This window comes from Acrocarpospora macrocephala (assembly GCF_009687865.1).
Classification (GTDB): domain Bacteria; phylum Actinomycetota; class Actinomycetes; order Streptosporangiales; family Streptosporangiaceae; genus Acrocarpospora; species Acrocarpospora macrocephala.
Genome location: NZ_BLAE01000100.1, coordinates 1 through 14,934 on the forward strand (window position 1 = coordinate 1; position 14,934 = coordinate 14,934).

The 14,934-nt window shown below is 68.5% G+C and carries 15 protein-coding genes and 1 pseudogene; 4 read left to right on the forward strand and 12 right to left on the reverse strand.

Translation table 11 applies throughout. The features are described from left to right. From Amac_RS49705 to Amac_RS49735, 8 genes and pseudogenes are all read right to left on the reverse strand, one after another. Nucleotides 1–1,260, reverse strand: a 1,260-nt coding sequence (locus Amac_RS49705; RefSeq protein WP_155361422.1) for a lanthionine synthetase LanC family protein, incomplete at its 3' end; no start/stop codon positions are given. 13 nt (nt 1,261–1,273) lie between these two features. Next, a complete protein-coding gene (locus Amac_RS58275; protein WP_373869951.1) occupies nt 1,274–2,263 on the reverse strand; it encodes a thiopeptide-type bacteriocin biosynthesis protein in 990 nt (329 codons plus the stop codon). Next, nucleotides 2,252–4,124: pseudogene (locus tag Amac_RS58280) on the reverse strand (lantibiotic dehydratase family protein); the annotation flags it as partial. The gene Amac_RS58275 and the pseudogene Amac_RS58280, both read right to left, overlap by 12 nt. 62 nt (nt 4,125–4,186) lie before the next feature. Then, nucleotides 4,187–4,321, reverse strand: a complete 135-nt coding sequence (locus Amac_RS57625) for a hypothetical protein (protein ID WP_281356421.1) — start codon at nt 4,319–4,321, stop codon at nt 4,187–4,189. 29 nt (nt 4,322–4,350) lie between these two features. Further along, complete coding sequence (gene fxlM, locus Amac_RS49720; RefSeq protein WP_155361446.1) at nt 4,351–5,559, reverse strand: methyltransferase, FxLD system; 1,209 nt, start codon at nt 5,557–5,559, stop codon at nt 4,351–4,353. A 139-nt stretch (nt 5,560–5,698) separates the two neighbouring features. Next, entirely contained in the window at nt 5,699–6,616 is a 918-nt protein-coding gene (locus Amac_RS49725; RefSeq protein WP_155361424.1) for a helix-turn-helix domain-containing protein, read from the reverse strand. Then, nucleotides 6,567–7,085 carry a DUF6879 family protein gene (locus Amac_RS49730; protein ID WP_155361425.1) on the reverse strand — a complete coding sequence of 173 codons (519 nt, stop codon included), beginning with the start codon at nt 7,083–7,085 and terminating at the stop codon, nt 6,567–6,569. The genes Amac_RS49725 and Amac_RS49730 overlap by 50 nt, the downstream gene beginning before the upstream one ends. Further along, entirely contained in the window at nt 7,082–7,318 is a 237-nt protein-coding gene (locus Amac_RS49735; RefSeq protein WP_155361426.1) for a hypothetical protein, read from the reverse strand. Before Amac_RS49735 ends, Amac_RS49730 begins: the two co-directional genes overlap by 4 nt. Before the next feature lie 137 nt (nt 7,319–7,455). On the opposite strand from Amac_RS49735, the gene bioD reads away from it, so the two are divergent. From bioD to Amac_RS49750, 3 genes are all read left to right on the forward strand, one after another. Continuing rightward, nucleotides 7,456–8,178: a dethiobiotin synthase gene (gene bioD / locus Amac_RS49740; protein WP_155361427.1), complete on the forward strand. Its 723-nt coding sequence runs from the start codon at nt 7,456–7,458 to the stop codon at nt 8,176–8,178. Between the two features lie 48 nt (nt 8,179–8,226). Continuing rightward, the gene (gene bioB, locus Amac_RS49745; protein ID WP_155361428.1) at nt 8,227–9,252 is read left to right on the forward strand and encodes a biotin synthase BioB; all 1,026 of its coding nucleotides are present in this window, start codon (nt 8,227–8,229) and stop codon (nt 9,250–9,252) included. Nucleotides 9,253–9,384: 132 nt separating this feature from the next. Then, the gene (locus Amac_RS49750; RefSeq protein WP_155361429.1) at nt 9,385–11,019 is read left to right on the forward strand and encodes an acetolactate synthase; all 1,635 of its coding nucleotides are present in this window, start codon (nt 9,385–9,387) and stop codon (nt 11,017–11,019) included. Here Amac_RS49750 and Amac_RS49755 read toward each other — a convergent pair. Together Amac_RS49755 and bsaP are read right to left on the reverse strand one after the other, a co-directional pair. Beyond that, entirely contained in the window at nt 11,016–12,632 is a 1,617-nt protein-coding gene (locus Amac_RS49755) for a serine/threonine protein kinase (RefSeq protein WP_155361430.1), read from the reverse strand. The genes Amac_RS49750 and Amac_RS49755 overlap by 4 nt on opposite strands. A 138-nt stretch (nt 12,633–12,770) precedes the next feature. Then, a complete protein-coding gene (gene bsaP / locus Amac_RS58455) occupies nt 12,771–13,043 on the reverse strand; it encodes a biotin synthase auxiliary protein BsaP (protein WP_444978814.1) in 273 nt (90 codons plus the stop codon). On the opposite strand from bsaP, the gene Amac_RS49760 reads away from it, so the two are divergent. Then, nucleotides 12,979–13,362, forward strand: a complete 384-nt coding sequence (locus tag Amac_RS49760) for a thioesterase family protein (protein WP_155361431.1) — start codon at nt 12,979–12,981, stop codon at nt 13,360–13,362. The genes bsaP and Amac_RS49760 overlap by 65 nt on opposite strands. Here the strand turns inward: Amac_RS49760 and Amac_RS49765 are convergent. Beyond that, nucleotides 13,352–13,564 carry a biotin/lipoyl-binding carrier protein gene (locus Amac_RS49765; protein WP_155345191.1) on the reverse strand — a complete coding sequence of 71 codons (213 nt, stop codon included), beginning with the start codon at nt 13,562–13,564 and terminating at the stop codon, nt 13,352–13,354. The two genes, Amac_RS49760 and Amac_RS49765, sit on opposite strands and share 11 nt — an antisense overlap. Nucleotides 13,565–13,592: 28 nt before the next feature. Continuing rightward, nucleotides 13,593–14,924 carry an acetyl-CoA carboxylase biotin carboxylase subunit gene (locus Amac_RS49770; protein WP_155361432.1) on the reverse strand — a complete coding sequence of 444 codons (1,332 nt, stop codon included), beginning with the start codon at nt 14,922–14,924 and terminating at the stop codon, nt 13,593–13,595. Between the last annotated feature and the right edge of the window lie 10 nt (nt 14,925–14,934).

Genomic DNA, 14,934 nt, shown 5'->3' on the forward strand with positions numbered 1-14,934 from the left:
CGCGTACTTGAGGCCAGGCCCTGCCTTCCCCGTCACCGGGTTCGCCCCCGCCGACGCACGCTTCACCGTTCCGGGCTTCTCATCTGAGGCTGGTGGCGAAGCCCCATCCCGATAACGCCAATGAACTCGAGTCGGCTTGTCCGCGATCCGCATCCACCGCAGGAAGTCCCGACCCTCGATCGTGGTCGCGTGGTTCCACGCAACCCCGACAGCCGCCAGCCACCGCCACCACAGCAACAAGTCGTTGCCGTAGGCTCTCAGCGTCGAAACCGACTTTTCCTCCGCCTGGAGCCCGGCGAAGAAAACAGCCACCGGCTCCACCAGTACACCGTCAGCATCCAGCAGCTGGAACGGCTCCCATGCATTCCCGGTCTCGGCCAGCCGTCCCAAATCGAGTACGACCACCCTCGCCAGATCCAGCTGATCATTCCCACCGACCATGAGGCGGGACGCTAACAGAGACACCGCCAACATGCCCCTGAACTGCGAAAACTCATGATTTAGTTCAGTTAACTCGTAGCACCAGGATGGCCGAAGCGGCCCTGCCTGGGACGTCCTGCCACGTTGGAGGTCGCCGACTGTGACCGTCTCGGGCCACCAGGCACCAGCCTCGTGCCGGCACTCCCAAAGATCGAGCCAGGCACAGATTCGCCTGATCGCCTCGACCTGCCCGTCGACCAAGGTGCCCTCGCTGAGTGTCATTGACAGCAGAGCCAGCGGCCCGGTGATGCCGTGCGCGATCCCGTTGTTGCCGTGACCTCCAGGGGGATCGTTAAAGGTGCGGCCGGCCGAGGAGAGCGTCCACCAACCGGGTAGTCCACCGAGCGGCTCAGTGAGCCGCACCAGATAGGCGAGAACCTCACGCAGGAGATCACGGCAGCCGCGTCGCCGCAGGCACACACCCAACCCGCTGAGTCCGCCGATCAGGTCGAACTCGCCCAGTGCCGGCCGATCGCCCGCGTCCATCCGTCGGTGCGCGGCGTCCAGACGGTTGCGGACGACCACCCGCACACCCGCGTCCACCGTGGCCAGGGCCTGGCTGATTCCCGGCTGGTCAGCGGCGCCGTGCAAGACGAACGCCAGCGCTGGGGCGCCGAAATACAGGCAGGCGTTGCCGCTGACGCTGACACCGTCTCGGACGGAGACTTCCAGCCACGCGTTCGCCTCCTCCCAGGTCCCCGCACCGGTTCGGGCTCGTTCGATGTGCAGGAGCGCGATCCCGGCGGCTCCCCCGCTGAGAGCCTGGTGAGGCTGCTCCATGGTCATCTCGTCGTCAGGTTCGTTCGCGTGCGATCAGTTCCTGTGCGACCGCTCGTGCCAGCCGCAGGCACGTACGCTCGGAGTCCGGATCGATCCCGATCATGCGAGCATGGTGGAGGTGCAGGAGGTCGGCGAGGATGGCGTTGACGTCATCACCGTCGAGTTGCGCCCTGTACTCACTGAGCGTCGTACGCCGACGTTCAAGGAGGCCAGGGGGCACGGGCAGGAGCTGGCGCGCTTGTCCCAGCACATCACGATCGAGAGCCGGCTCCCCGCCACGGGCCACCTGCTCAACCAGCCAGGGCAGACCATCACCGCCGATGAAGTTCGTCGCGATGTCCACGTGGCTGGCCGCCACCAGAGCCTGGGCGTTCAGGCCGGTACGCAACTGGGCGACCGCGACAGCGGAATCCGCGGCGAAGGCGGTCTCGGCCTGGTGGAGGGCTGCGCCGGTGCCGTACCGGCCGGTTTCGGGATGGTAGGTGTTCAGGGTGAAGTCACGGAGAAGTCCGTCGCAGTGGACGCGGGTTGCCCAGGCCCCGAATAGATGGGCGGCGGCTCCGTATTGTCCGGGGTCGTGAAGTCGCAACCGCAGTCGCAGATGCGGTTCGGGGTCGTCGTAGCGGAGGAACCACCAATCATCTGGCGAGCCGGTGTCCCAGGCCGACAACAGGTCGGGCAGGTAGATCGTGAGGAGATCGGCCTGGCGACCTGGATGTCCGTACAGCTTCGCGTAGAACCATTCAGAGGCGCCGGGCAAGCGGCCAGGCCCCGGACATGCCAGAGTGGATCGCCGGGGCGGTGGGACCGCCTGAGGGTTCGCCTTGAGGGCGAACGGGACAACGATCTCGTGGGGTCGGCCACCGATCCAGCCGTACTCAGCGTTTCCCTCCGTCAGGGCGGCATTTCCGGTCCGGTTCAGGTGGGCGCGCAGAAGCGTCAGATGCGCGGGCTCGGTGAGATCCAGGCGGATACGGACATCGTCATCGCCGAGTTGAACCACATCGGGGATGTGGTGTGCTCGCTGACGTTCCTGGAAGGACCGGGCCCATATCTGCCATGAAGCGCTCGGGCTGGGCAGACCGCCGGCACCGATGTTCCAACGTGCGGGGCTGAGCACCGTTCGCCCCCACCTGACGCGCGGGAGGAAAGGGAAACGCTGGGCGACGTACCCCCAGAAGAAAGGGGCGCATGGATTGTTCCGGGCAGTGTTGATCTCGCAAAGAAACCGGGCGAGCGGGTGCGTGCCGTGGCGTAGGTCCACCGCGTTCAGCATGAGCGGCTCGACCGGGCACCCGTGTGACAAGGACCTCAGGGAGAACCGGTGGGCGTCGGCGGTCACCGCCAGATCGTCAACATGGAGCGCCGACTGTGACGGGTGGTGATATTCGCCGATCGGCAGCAAGGGCAGGACTTCTGGGGTCCGGGCGAGATTGCGGATGCGTGCCGACAGAGGCGGGCACGAGAGCTGCACGGCGAGCGCGCCTGGCGTGCCCGTCGGCAGGGCGGAGTAGGCCCGCTGAATCCGGTCGCGGTCACCGGGCTCGAACAGATAGAGGAACCGCCCAACCGAGGTTCCCGCATGCCGCGAAGCGCTGACGACGATCAGGGTGAACTTCCCGGCGTCAAGATCGAGAGGCGTGCGGGCGTGCAGGCTGAAACGCAACTCCGTGTGGGGTGCGGCCGGAGCGGCGTCGGGCGTGGCCAGCTCGGCCACAGTCCGGTCGTCGAGCACCAAGTCGGTACAGCCATCCAGCGTGGCCTGCAGGGCGAGTTCCGCCAGCCTTACGTCCCTGGACAGGAGTTGCGGGGCGACCTTGCTCAGCGAGCCCCGGTAGCCGGCCGGGTAGCCGAGCCCGGTGTCGGCGTCCACGAGTTGCCGGACTCCGACAAGCGCGCCTGGGCCGTACCGTTCCAGGAAGGCGGCGTGATAGGCCTGCCAGGCGGGCCGCGGTGGGGCGAGGCGCACCAGGATCGAGGCAGCGGCCTCCGCCTCGCGCAGCACGGCCGGGGGCAGGCTGATCGAGCAGTTCAGCCGCAGGTCCACCGCCGACCGCTGGCCGCGGATCTCCGGAACGCCGTCGATCCCTTTGAGCTGGGCGACGATATAGGCATGGGGATCTGTGACCGTCAGCGGCGGATGCAGGGCGGTGAGCAGCACACGCTGGTCCACCAGGGCGGTCAGCATGCCTTCGATGATCGCCGGAGGCGTCTGCGGGGATTCGGCGCCGAGCTTCGATAGGAGATCGCCGAACCTGATCGGGTTCCGTGCTGCCTGGAGAACCATGCGGACGGCTGCGGTACGGCGGACGGACACGTCCGACAAGGAACCCTCGGTGGAGCGCTGGCAGGGGACAACCCAGTCGCCGCCCCGCGCGAAACCAAGATCGTTTACCACGACCGGCAGTTGCCGCAGCACCTGCGGTCGCTTCAAGGTCACTGATCAAGTCCGTGAGCCAGACTGCGTCCGGGCGAGAGACGGCGATGTGCCGACCGCCCCACCGAACCGAGGCGTGCGGGGCCAGCTCGACGGGGGCGGCCCCAGCGAACAGCCCGAACGGCGTAGCCCGGCTCGTCCACCGCAGCAGGTAGCGAGCGAGTGCTTCAACCGCGCGCCGTATCTGACGCGGTTTGAACACCCTCGCGTGCTCACACAGGTCGGTGATCCTACGGGCCAGGTCAGGGCTGGCCACCGCGACGACCTCGGCCACACCCTCCAACACCCAGACCTGCTCAAGCCAGGTCAGCCATCCGGGCACATCCTCGTGGGTAAGGTCCGGCCAGGGCGGTAGCGTCAGATTCTGGGGGTAAGCGGCGGCGCGAATGACCGCCGCGTCCACAGCTCGAAATTCCGGTCGGTCCACCTGGCCTGCCCTCCCGTCCGCTCCCGGCCAGATAGCCGGAAGCGGGGAGCGTGTGACGTGGTCTAACAGTTGGTGATGCCCGCGCTGCCGGGCGTTTGGCCGCAGCCGTCGCTGGTGCAGTCCGCGGAGGGGATCACCGAGGCCACCGGCCCCGCGTCCACGAGGCGAACGTTGAGGATGAACTCGCTTGGATCCATGGCGCAGGGTCCTTTCGATCTGGATGGGGCTACCTGGCCATCGGCCAGGAGATCACGAGGCGGGTGTGCCGCTTGTCCAGCACGAACCCGCCGGGCAGATCGGCGTCCGGCGTTCCGGTCTGGTGTACCGACAGGCGCGGGCTCGGCCGACCGGCCCGATCCCACGCCCTGATCTGCTCGGCCATCAGTTCGGCGGCCATGTCCGCGCTGGGACCGTGGGCGTACGCACCGAACTCGTGGACGCCCGCGCCGACCTGGCGAGACTTGGCCCGGTAGGCGACGTTCTCGCCGTCCACGAAGGCGGGGGTGCCGTACCGCCAGGTCAACTCGACGACGCCGTTGTCGATCGCCTCCTGCTGCGCGGTGAGCAGGCAGAAACCTGGCAGAGCCGTGCCGAGCCAAAGGTCCTGGTCGTCGTACGGCACTTTCGGGTCCGTCGTCACGCCTGACCATGCTTCGGCCCGTGGCAGAGCCAGCACGCCGTCGAGCGACGCGCCATCCAGGAGCTGGCCCTCGTCCAGCCAGAGGCCGACTTGGTCGTCCTCCCGCAGGGGAATCCCGCTCCCACGGCTGGCTCCCGCGCCTTGTATAGGCACGAACCCGCACATCAGGTGACCTCGGCTCAGCAGGACGCCGTCCTCGCGTTCCAGCGCCCACGATCGGGTCATGCCCATGGTGCGGAGCGGGACGACAAGCCGTCCGCCTTCGGCGAGTTGGGAGACCCAGGCCGGGGGTATGTCCCACGACCCGACCGTAACGATGATCTTGTTGAACGTCCGGCCGGGCTCGACCTCGTACTCAGCGTCTCCGCAGATCACCTGGACGTCGGTGTAGCCCGCCTCGGTGAGGCAGCGTTCCGCACGGTTGGTGACATCGGAGTCGATGTCGACCGTGGTCACCGAGCCGTCCACGCCGACCAGCTCTCGAAGCAACGCCGCGTTGAAACCTCCGCTGCCGATCTCCAGGACATGGTCGCCGGGCTGCACCTGGAGCTGCCCGAGCATCATGGCGACCAGCCATGGCGCCGACACCGAACTCAGGGCGATGCCACTCTCGTCGCGCTTGGTGACGACTGCGATATCCCCGTAGGCGACCTCAAGGGGGGCATCCCCAGTAAAGCCGTGCCGGGGTACTGTCCGGAGCGCTCTTTCGACTTCGGCGGTCAGCGCGAGGCCCAGCATCTCGTGCGTGGCCGCGATCCGATCGACAAGCGCGTCCCGGAGCTTGTCGGCCTGCATGATCACCAAATCTCCCTCTCTGGTGAAACCGCGGCTTCCATGCGGTTCGCCGTCTCTAACGGGAGATTAGGAGGAAGGGGTGGCAGTGTATAGAAAGTTTCTTGATATTTCTCGAAATTCTAGCTGCCGTTCCCGTAATTCAGTCGTCATCCTCCGGTGCTTCGTGAGCAAGATCCTCAATTACGCGGTTAATGATCGCGCGGGCACTCCGGCCATAGTCCGCCACGGCTGCCAGCGAGTCGAAGACGCCGCTATACAGGGCCAGCTCTTGCGGCTGTGTGAGGTTCAGCTCAGCAGAGAACGTCTCAACCATCACGCGGTCGTTGTCCAGCAGCCAGAAGCCATGAGCAGGCGCGACTGTATAGGCGGTCTCGAAGCCGATGATACCGAGCTTCACGTTCGGCAGCGCCGAAAAGGAGACCATTCGATCAAGCTGCCCCAGCATGATCCCTGGCGGGCAGAGCCGGTAACGCAAGGCCGCCTCAGTGAGAATGAAATGGAAGCGCTTGTCGGGCCGGTACAGAATGTCCTGCCGCTGAACCCGTACGGCCACGGCCTCATCGATGTCGTTGCGCACCTTGAACACGGTGATGCTCTGGGCGAAGCGGAATCGGGCGTACTCGGCCGTCTGGAGCAGGCCAGGGATGAACGTGGACTCGAACGCCCGGAACAGGCGCGTCCTGGCGTCGAGGGTGGCGATCTCTTGCTGGTGTGGCTTCAGACCGACCTTGAGCTGGCGTTGCCACTCGGCGTGCTGCACTTCGAGGGTGTGCAGAGAAGCGAGCAGGGCTTCCGTCTCGCCCGCGCTGCCAGTGGCAGCCGTCCAGCCGCGAACGTCGTCGTCGGTCGGTGTCTGACGGCCGTTCTCCAGCTTGGACACCTTGGAAGGCGGCCACGACAGAGACTCCGCGAGTTGCCGGCCACTGAGCCCTGCGGCCTGGCGCAACTCGCGGAGTCGTCTGCCCAGCGCGTCACGGGCCTCGTGAACGCTGGTGACGCCGGTCGTTCTATTCGGCGGCAAAATCGTCCCGTCGTACGGCGCGGTGCCAGGCGGCATCTCGCCAGTAGTTGTGCGCCACGATCACGGCAGGTTCCTCGATGAGCTCACCGCCCAGGAAGTTCTCGTCGCCGTCGAAGTGCAGACGCACCAGCTTGGACGAGTCGAACAGCCAGTAGTCGTAGTCCGGCAGGCCGACCGCGTCCTGACGGGCGAGATAGCGGATATCCTCACCAGCCGCGTTGGTGTGCTCCGAGCAGAACACACCGAAGCGGCTGTAGTCGGTGAGCGGCACCGTGACCACCCGTACTCGGGTGAAGCGACGGCCCTCGGCCGCAGCCGCACGGATCATGGTCAGCCAGTTCTGGAACCAGCCCAGGTCAACCGGTTCGCCCGCGACGAACTGACGCAGCGCCGCCGCCTCGTTCGCGGACCTGTAGTGGTCGCGCGTTTCCAGTCTGAACGCTGTGTGCTCGAAGGTGCGGAAGAGCTTGCCGAACTCGGGACCGGGCTCGATGAAGGAGGTCAGCGCTCGCCCTCCATCGCCAGGTAGCGGCGCGCATACATCTTGAGCACGTCTTCCGGTATCTCGATCAAGGTCTCGTGGTCGGGCACATCACCGACGTCGGCGAGCGCCTGGGGGTCGGTCACCCTCCAGCCCTGCGCGATATAGGTCACGCGGTCGGTGCGGTCGGTGGCGAACAGGGTGGGTGACTGGCCCTCTTGTGAATCAGGGTCCTTGCCGAGGAACCGCGCGCGCATGATGCCTCCGTTTCGAGAAACTCTGCGAACCGTTCTCGGTCATGGTGACGTGGGAAGCGGAGGACGTCAACGGTGAGTAGCGTGCACAGATCTCGGAGATCGAGTGCTCACTCCCGGTGCGCTCTAAAGTTGGGCGGATGAGTGTGCTGGTTGTTACCGGGACCGATACGGGTGTCGGGAAGACGGTGGTCACTGCGGCGATCGTGGCTTTGGCGGTGGGGCGGGGGGCTTCCGTGGCGGTGGTGAAGCCTGCTCAGACGGGGGTTGGCGAGGGGGAGGCCGGGGATTTGGATGAGGTCATCCGGCTGTCGGGGGTGACGACGACGTTTGAGTTCGCTCGGTTTCCTGATCCGCTCTCTCCGGCCGCGGCGGCGCGGGTTTCCGGGTTGCCGCCGGTTTCGCTGACGAGTGCGGCGGCCAGGATCGGGGCGCTGGCCGAGTCGCATCGGCTGGTGGTGGTCGAGGGGGCGGGTGGGCTGCTGGTCCGGTTCGATGAGGAGGGGGCGACGATCGCGGATCTGGCCCACGCGTTGCAGGCGCCGGTGCTGGTCGTGGCGAGGGCGGGGCTGGGGACGTTGAACCACACGGCGCTCACGCTGGAGGTGCTGGCGCTTCGGGGGCTGGCGCTGGCGGGAGTGGTGATCGGGTCGTGGCCGAGGGAGCCGGGGCTGGCGGAGCGGTGCAATGTGGCGGATCTGGAGATGTTGGGGGCGCGGCCGCTGGCGGGGGCGCTGCCGGAAGGGGCGGGCGCGCTCGATTCCGGAGATTTCCGGACTGTCGCTCATGGGGGGCTCGCGCCGGTGCTGGGCGGGGGGTTCGACGCGGCGAAGTTCCGGGCGGAGGTGACTCCGCCGCGCTGATGGCGGGTTGGAGCCCGGGGGAAATCGGTCGCCCTTAGGCTTTGGCCTGTGACGGAGACCGAGATTCGCAGTGACGTACAGGCCGACATTCTCGATGTCGCGCGGCAACAGGTTCTGGAGGACGGGCGAGGGCTCTCGCGGGAGCAGGCGCTGGCCTGCCTGACCCTGCCCGACGAGCGGGTGGCTGATCTGCTCGCGCTCGCGCACGAGGTGCGGATGAAGTGGTGCGGGCCGGAGGTGGAGGTCGAGGGGATCATCTCGCTGAAGACCGGGGGCTGCCCGGAGGACTGCCACTTCTGCTCGCAGTCGGGGCAGTTCTCCTCGCCGGTGCGCGCCGTCTGGCTGGACATCCCGTCGCTGGTCGAGGCGGCCAAGGAGACGGCCGCCACGGGCGCCACCGAGTTCTGCATCGTGGCCGCCGTGCGCGGGCCCGACAAGCGGCTGATGGAGCAGGTCCGGGAGGGCGTCAAGGCGATCAGGGCGGCGGTGGACATCAACGTCGCCTGCTCGCTCGGCATGCTCACGCAGGAGCAGGTGGACGAGCTCGCGGCGATGGGTGTACACCGCTACAACCACAACCTGGAGACCTGCGAGTCGCATTTCGCCAACGTGGTGACCACGCACACCTGGGAGGAGCGCTGGGACACCTGCCTGATGGTGCGCGAGGCGGGCATGGAGCTGTGCTGTGGCGGCATCATCGGCATGGGCGAGACGGTGGAGCAGCGCGCCGAGTTCGCCGCCCAGCTGGGCGAGCTGGCGCCGGACGAGGTGCCGCTCAACTTCCTCAACCCCCGGCCTGGTACGCCTTTCTCCGACTACCCCCTGGTGGACGGCACCGAAGCGCTCAAAACGATCGCCACCTTCCGGCTGGCCCTGCCCCGCACGATCCTGCGGTACGCGGGCGGACGCGAACTCACCCTGGGCGACCTGGGCACCCGGGACGGCATGCTCGGCGGCATCAACGCCATCATCGTGGGCAACTACCTCACGACGCTGGGCCGTTCGGCCGAGCAGGATCTGGGGCTGCTCCAGGACCTGAAGATGCCGATCAAGGCACTGTCCCAGACGCTGTGAACCCGTGCGCCGGGAACCTGGGCCAGACCGCCGGCGCGCAAGCCGTACCAGCCGGAAGGCATGAAGAGGGGCGGGGCGGGAAGCATGAGCATCTCCTGCCCCGCTAGTTAACCGACTGGTAGGTTTCAGCGCATGGACAAGCATGCCGGTGACATCGCGGTCGCCGTCTCCCAGGCCTACGGCGTCGACACGATGTTCACGCTTTCGGGTGGCCACGTCTTCCCTCTGTACGACGGGGCCGTGCACGAGGATATGCGCATTCTGGATGTGCGCCACGAGCAGAGCGCGGTCTTCGCCGCCGAGGCGACCGCGCGGCTGACGCGCAAGCCGGGGCTCGCGGTGCTCACTGCGGGACCGGGGATCACCAACGGGGTGTCCGGCGTCGCGACCGCCCATTTCAACGGCTCCCCGGTGGTGGTGCTGGGGGGCAGGGCGCCGGCGTCCCGCTGGGGTTCCGGCGCGCTGCAGGAGATGGACCATCCGCCCCTGTTCGAGTCGATCACCAAGCTGGCCTTCACCGGGTCCGGCGCGGACGCGATCGGCCAGGACGTCGAGATGGCGTTCCGCACCGCGCTGGCCCCGCATCGCGGCCCGGTGTTCCTGGACTTCTACATGGACCACCTGTTCGCCCCGGCCGAGGAACGCGCGACCGAGACGCTGGCGCCGTCCCCGCTGGAACCCGACCCGGACCGGCTGGCCGAGATCGCGCGCCTGCTGGCCGAGGCGGAACGCCCGGTGCTGGTGCTGGGCTCCGACGTCTGGATGGACCGCGCCGAGGAGGCCGCCCGCGACTTCGCCGAGGAGTTCCGGCTGCCGGTGATCCCCAACGGCCAGGGCCGGGGCATCCTGCCCGCCGGGCACGAGCTGCTCGCCACCCGCGCCCGCGGCCTCGCGTTCGGCCAGGCCGACCTGGTCATCGTGGCCGGGGCCCCGCTCGACTTCCGGCTCGGCTACGGCTGGTTCGGCGGCAAGGACGGCGCGCCGCTGGCCCGCGTGGTGCACCTGGCCGACGCGCCCTCCCAGCTGGCCACCCACACCGGCCTGTCCGGTTCGGCGGCCGGCGACCTGTCGATGCTGTTCTGGGCCCTCACCCAGGCCTGCGCCACCGCGGGCGTCACCCCGCGCCCGGACTGGACGGAGAAACTCCGCGAAGCGGCCGCGAGCGCGATCGCCGCCGACGCCGATCTGCTGGAGTCCGACTCCGACCCGATCCACCCCATGCGCGTGTACGGCGAGCTCAACCGCCAGCTGGCCGACGACGCCGTGGTCATCGGCGACGGCGGCGATTTCGTCTCCTACGCCGGCAAGTACGTCGAGCCCCGCAAACCCGGCAACTGGCTCGACCCAGGCCCGTACGGCTGCCTGGGCACCGGCCTGGGCTACTCCATCGCGGCCCGGATCGCCCGCCCGTCCTCCCAGGTGGTCCTGCTCCTCGGCGACGGCGCGGCCGGTTTCTCCCTGATGGACGTCGACACCCTGGTCCGCCACAACCTCCCGGTCGTCATGATCTGCGGGAACAACGGCATGTGGGGCCTGGAAAAGCACCCCATGCGCATGCTGTACGGCTACGACGTGGCCGCCGACCTGCAACCGCAGACCCGCTACGACCAGGTCGTGACCGCCCTCGGCGGCGGCGGCGAGCTGGTCACGAAACCGTCCGAGATCGGCCCGGCGCTGCAGCGCGCCTTCGACTCGGGCGTGCCCTACCTGGTCAACATCGCCACGGACCCGGAGATCGCCTACCCGCGCACCACGACCGGCGTCTAGGGGCTCGGCGTGGGGCTAGGAGTCGGCGACGGGCACGGGACATAGTTCACCGACACGGTGACGGTCGAACCGACGGGAGCCCGAGTGTTCGCCTGCGGAACCTGCTTGAACACCGACGTGCAGCCCAGAGACGAGTCTCCCTTGAAGGTGAACTTGGGCTTGAAGCTGGCGTTCAGCAGGATGGTCCTGGCCTGCGCCTCGGTCCGCTGCCACAGGACGGGCACCGTCTTGGTCGGCCCGGTGGGGCTCGGCGACGGCGAAGGGGAACGCTTGGTCGGCGTCGGCGTCGGCGTGGGCGTCGGCTCCTCCGTGGAGGGCTCCACGGACGGCGTGACCGGCTCCTTCGTCGGCGACGGCGAGGGCGACTTCGGCGGGCGCGACGACCTGCGCGTGGTGGACGGCGTCGGGCTCGGCGACTCGGTGACGATGCCAGCGTGCGGTTCCTGCGTGGGTTCCGTGCCCGAACCGGCGTTGGCCAGGCTGAAGCCGACCACCGCGAGCCCCGAGAAGAGCGCGACACCGAGCCCGGCCGCCAGGATGACCGGCCCCCTGCGGACCTTCCTGGCGGCCCGGCGAGACGCTCGGTTCGGCTGCTGCGGGGTGACGGCGGTGATCCCGGTGGGCGGGCCCTCGCCCACCCGGACCTCCTCGTTCCACGTGGTAGCCCCGGTCACCGGCCCACTGAAGCTCTGGCTGACCGGCCCGCCGTACCCCTGACTGGCAGGTTCGGCCGCGAATCCGCCGGTCTGCGGGAACGGCTCGGGGAAAGCCGCCGACACCGGACCGGCGTGGACCGACTGCGCGGCGGCCTGGCTCATCGCGGCGGCGGTCGGCCAGCGGTCGGCCGGGGCCTTCTCGAGGGCACGTTCCACCACGTGCCGGATCGCGGGCGGAATGTCGGCGGGCAGCGGCGGCGGCATCTCGCGGATGTGCTTGAGCGCGATCGTGACCGGGGTGTCGCCCTCGAACGGGCGCCGCCCGCGCAGGCACTCGTACGCGACCACGCCCAGCGCGTAGATGTCCACCGCGAACGTGACCGGTTCACCCTCGGCCTGCTCCGGCGCGCAGTACGCGGCCGTGCCCAGCACCATCCCCGCGTCCGTCAACCGGCTGGCCGCGTCCGAGCGCGCGATGCCGAAGTCGGTGAGGACCAGCGTGCCGTCAGGCCGTACGAGCAGGTTGCCGGGTTTGACGTCGCGGTGCACGATGCCGCGGTCGTGCACGGCCTGCAGCGCGGCGGCGGCCTGGGCGATGAGCTCCATGGCCGGTTCCGGGCGGATCCGCCCGAGCCGGGACAGCAGTTTGTCCAGCGGCTCGCCGTCCACGAACTTCATCACCAGATAGGCGGTGGGACCATCGCCGGGCACCTCGGTGACGCCGTAGTCGTAGACGTCGACCACACCCGGGTGGTTGATGGTGGCCATCGCGCGGGCCTCGCCCTGGAACCGCACGGCGAAGCCGGGGTCGTCCAGGCGGCCTGGGAGCAGCACCTTAACGGCGACGGTGCGAGCCAGAACCGTGTCCTCGCCCCGCCACACTTCGCCCATACCACCGGCGCCGATACGGACGTCCAAGCGGTAGCGCCCGTCGAGCGTCGTCCCTCGGGCAACCATGGTGCCCCATTACCCCCTAAATCACAGCCACCCCGGAGTTGTCCAACCAAGCAGACGCGGGTCACGCCACGGTCACAAGAACCTGTGCGGAAGTGTAGCGGGCTACGGACGAATGGGTTTTACCCCCCGCGAAAAGGGTCAAGACGCAATTGTGCCGTGCTCGGCGCACCGCGCGGTCCACCCGGTCGGCGTGACCTGCACGACCATTCTGCGGCGGCACGTGCCGCAGTAACGCGGCGGCTCCATCACCCGTGCGGCACGACATCCGCCATGATCGCCCACATTCACCGGCGCGCCACAATGATCGCAATAAGTGTCCACGGCCCCTCCCAATACAATCGCGCACATGACTTTGGCACCCGGCCTGCGCGCCTCCCGGACGATCATGGTCGAGCGCGAGGACACCGCCATCGCCGCCGGCAGCGGGGACGTGCCCGTGCTGGCCACGCCCCGGCTGCTCGCCTTCGCCGAAGGTGTCACCACGGCGGCGATCGCCAAGGAGCTGGAGCCTGGCCAGACGTCCGTCGGCACCCGCGTCGAGCTCAGCCACCTGGCCGCCACCGGCGTCGGCGCGCACGTCGAGATCGCCGCCGAGCTGACCGAAGTGGAGGGGAGACGGCTCGTCTTCTCGGTCACCGCGGTCGACCGGCGGGGGGTTCTGGTGTTCACCGCGACCATCGAACGCATGCTCGTCGACCGGGAACGTTTCCTGGCCAGAATTACTCGATGACGGCGATGAGGTCGCCCTCCTGGATCACGTCGCCCTCGGCCACCTTCAGCTGGGCCACCACACCGGCGTCCTCAGCCAGCACCGGGATCTCCATCTTCATGGACTCCAGGATGACCAGGGTGTCGCCGTCCTCGACGGCGTCTCCCGCGGCGACGACGACCTTCCAGACGTTCGCCACCATCTCCGCGCGCACTTCAGCCATGGTTGTCTCCCGTTCAATTCTTTCCTGATCACGATCTCATGCGGGACACCAGGCCGGTGTCGTAGTCGCCGCTGACGAACTCGGGGTGTTCCAGCAGTTCCGCGCAGAACGGCAGGTTGTTCTTGGGTCCTTCGAGCGCGAAGGAGGCGACCGCCGCGCGGGCCCGGTCGAGGGCTTCGGCGCGGGTGGCGCCGTGCACGCAGAGCTTGGCCATCAGCGGGTCGTAGAAGGGCGTCACCGTGTTGCCCTCGACATAGCCGGAGTCGACCCGGACGCCTTCGCCGGTGGGTTCCTTCCACAGGGCGATCTTGCCAGGGCCGGGGAAGAAACGTTTGGGATCCTCCGCATATACCCGGAATTCGATGGCGTGTCCGGTCGGCGTGGCGTCCAGCGCCAGGTCCTGGCCCGCCGCGATCCGCAGCTGGGCCTCGACCAGGTCCACGCCGGTGACCAGCTCGGTGACCGGGTGCTCGACCTGCAGCCGGGTGTTCATCTCCAGGAACACGAAGTCCTGCGCGTCGGCGTCGACCAGGCATTCCACCGTGCCCGCGCCGCGATAGCCGACCGCTTCCCCGGCCCGTACGGCTGCCGCGAGCATGCGCGCCCGCAACTCGGGCGTGATGCCGGGCGACGGGGACTCCTCGACGACCTTCTGGTGCCGCCGCTGCACCGAGCAGTCGCGCTCGCCCAGCGCCAGCACGGTGCCGTCGGCCAGGCCGAGGATCTGCACCTCGACGTGGCGGGCCCGCTCGATATAGCGCTCCAGCAGGATGGCGGGCGTGCCGCCGAACCTGGCCGCCGCGCGGGAGGCCTGCTCGAAGGCCTTGGCCAGGGACTCCTCGTCATGGGCGACGCCCATGCCGATGCCCCCGCCGCCTCCGGCGGTCTTCACCATGACCGGGTAGCCGATGCGCTCGGCGGCGGCCACGGCCTCGCCGGGTTCGGTCACCGGCTCGCGGGTGCCCGCGGCCACCGGGACTCCGGCCGCCTCCATCAGGTTACGCGCGTTGATCTTGTCGCCCATCCGGCGGATCGCGTCCGGCGACGGGCCGATCCAGACGATCCCGTCGTCGATCACGGCCTGCGCGAAGTCGGCGTTCTCCGAGAAGAAGCCATAGCCGGGATGGATCGCCCCTACGCCCGAGTCCCGCGCGGCCTCCAGGACCTTGTCCTGGTCCAGGTAGCTCTGCGCGGGGTTGGCCGGGCCGATCGGGAGGGCCTGGTCGGCTTCGCGCACGAACGGCAGGTCGGCGTCGGCCTCCGAGTACACGGCGACCGACCGCAGGCCCATGCCGCGCACGGTCCTGATGATCCGGCGCGCGATCTCACCACGATTGGCGATCAGTACAGAGTCGAACACGCAGCCAACC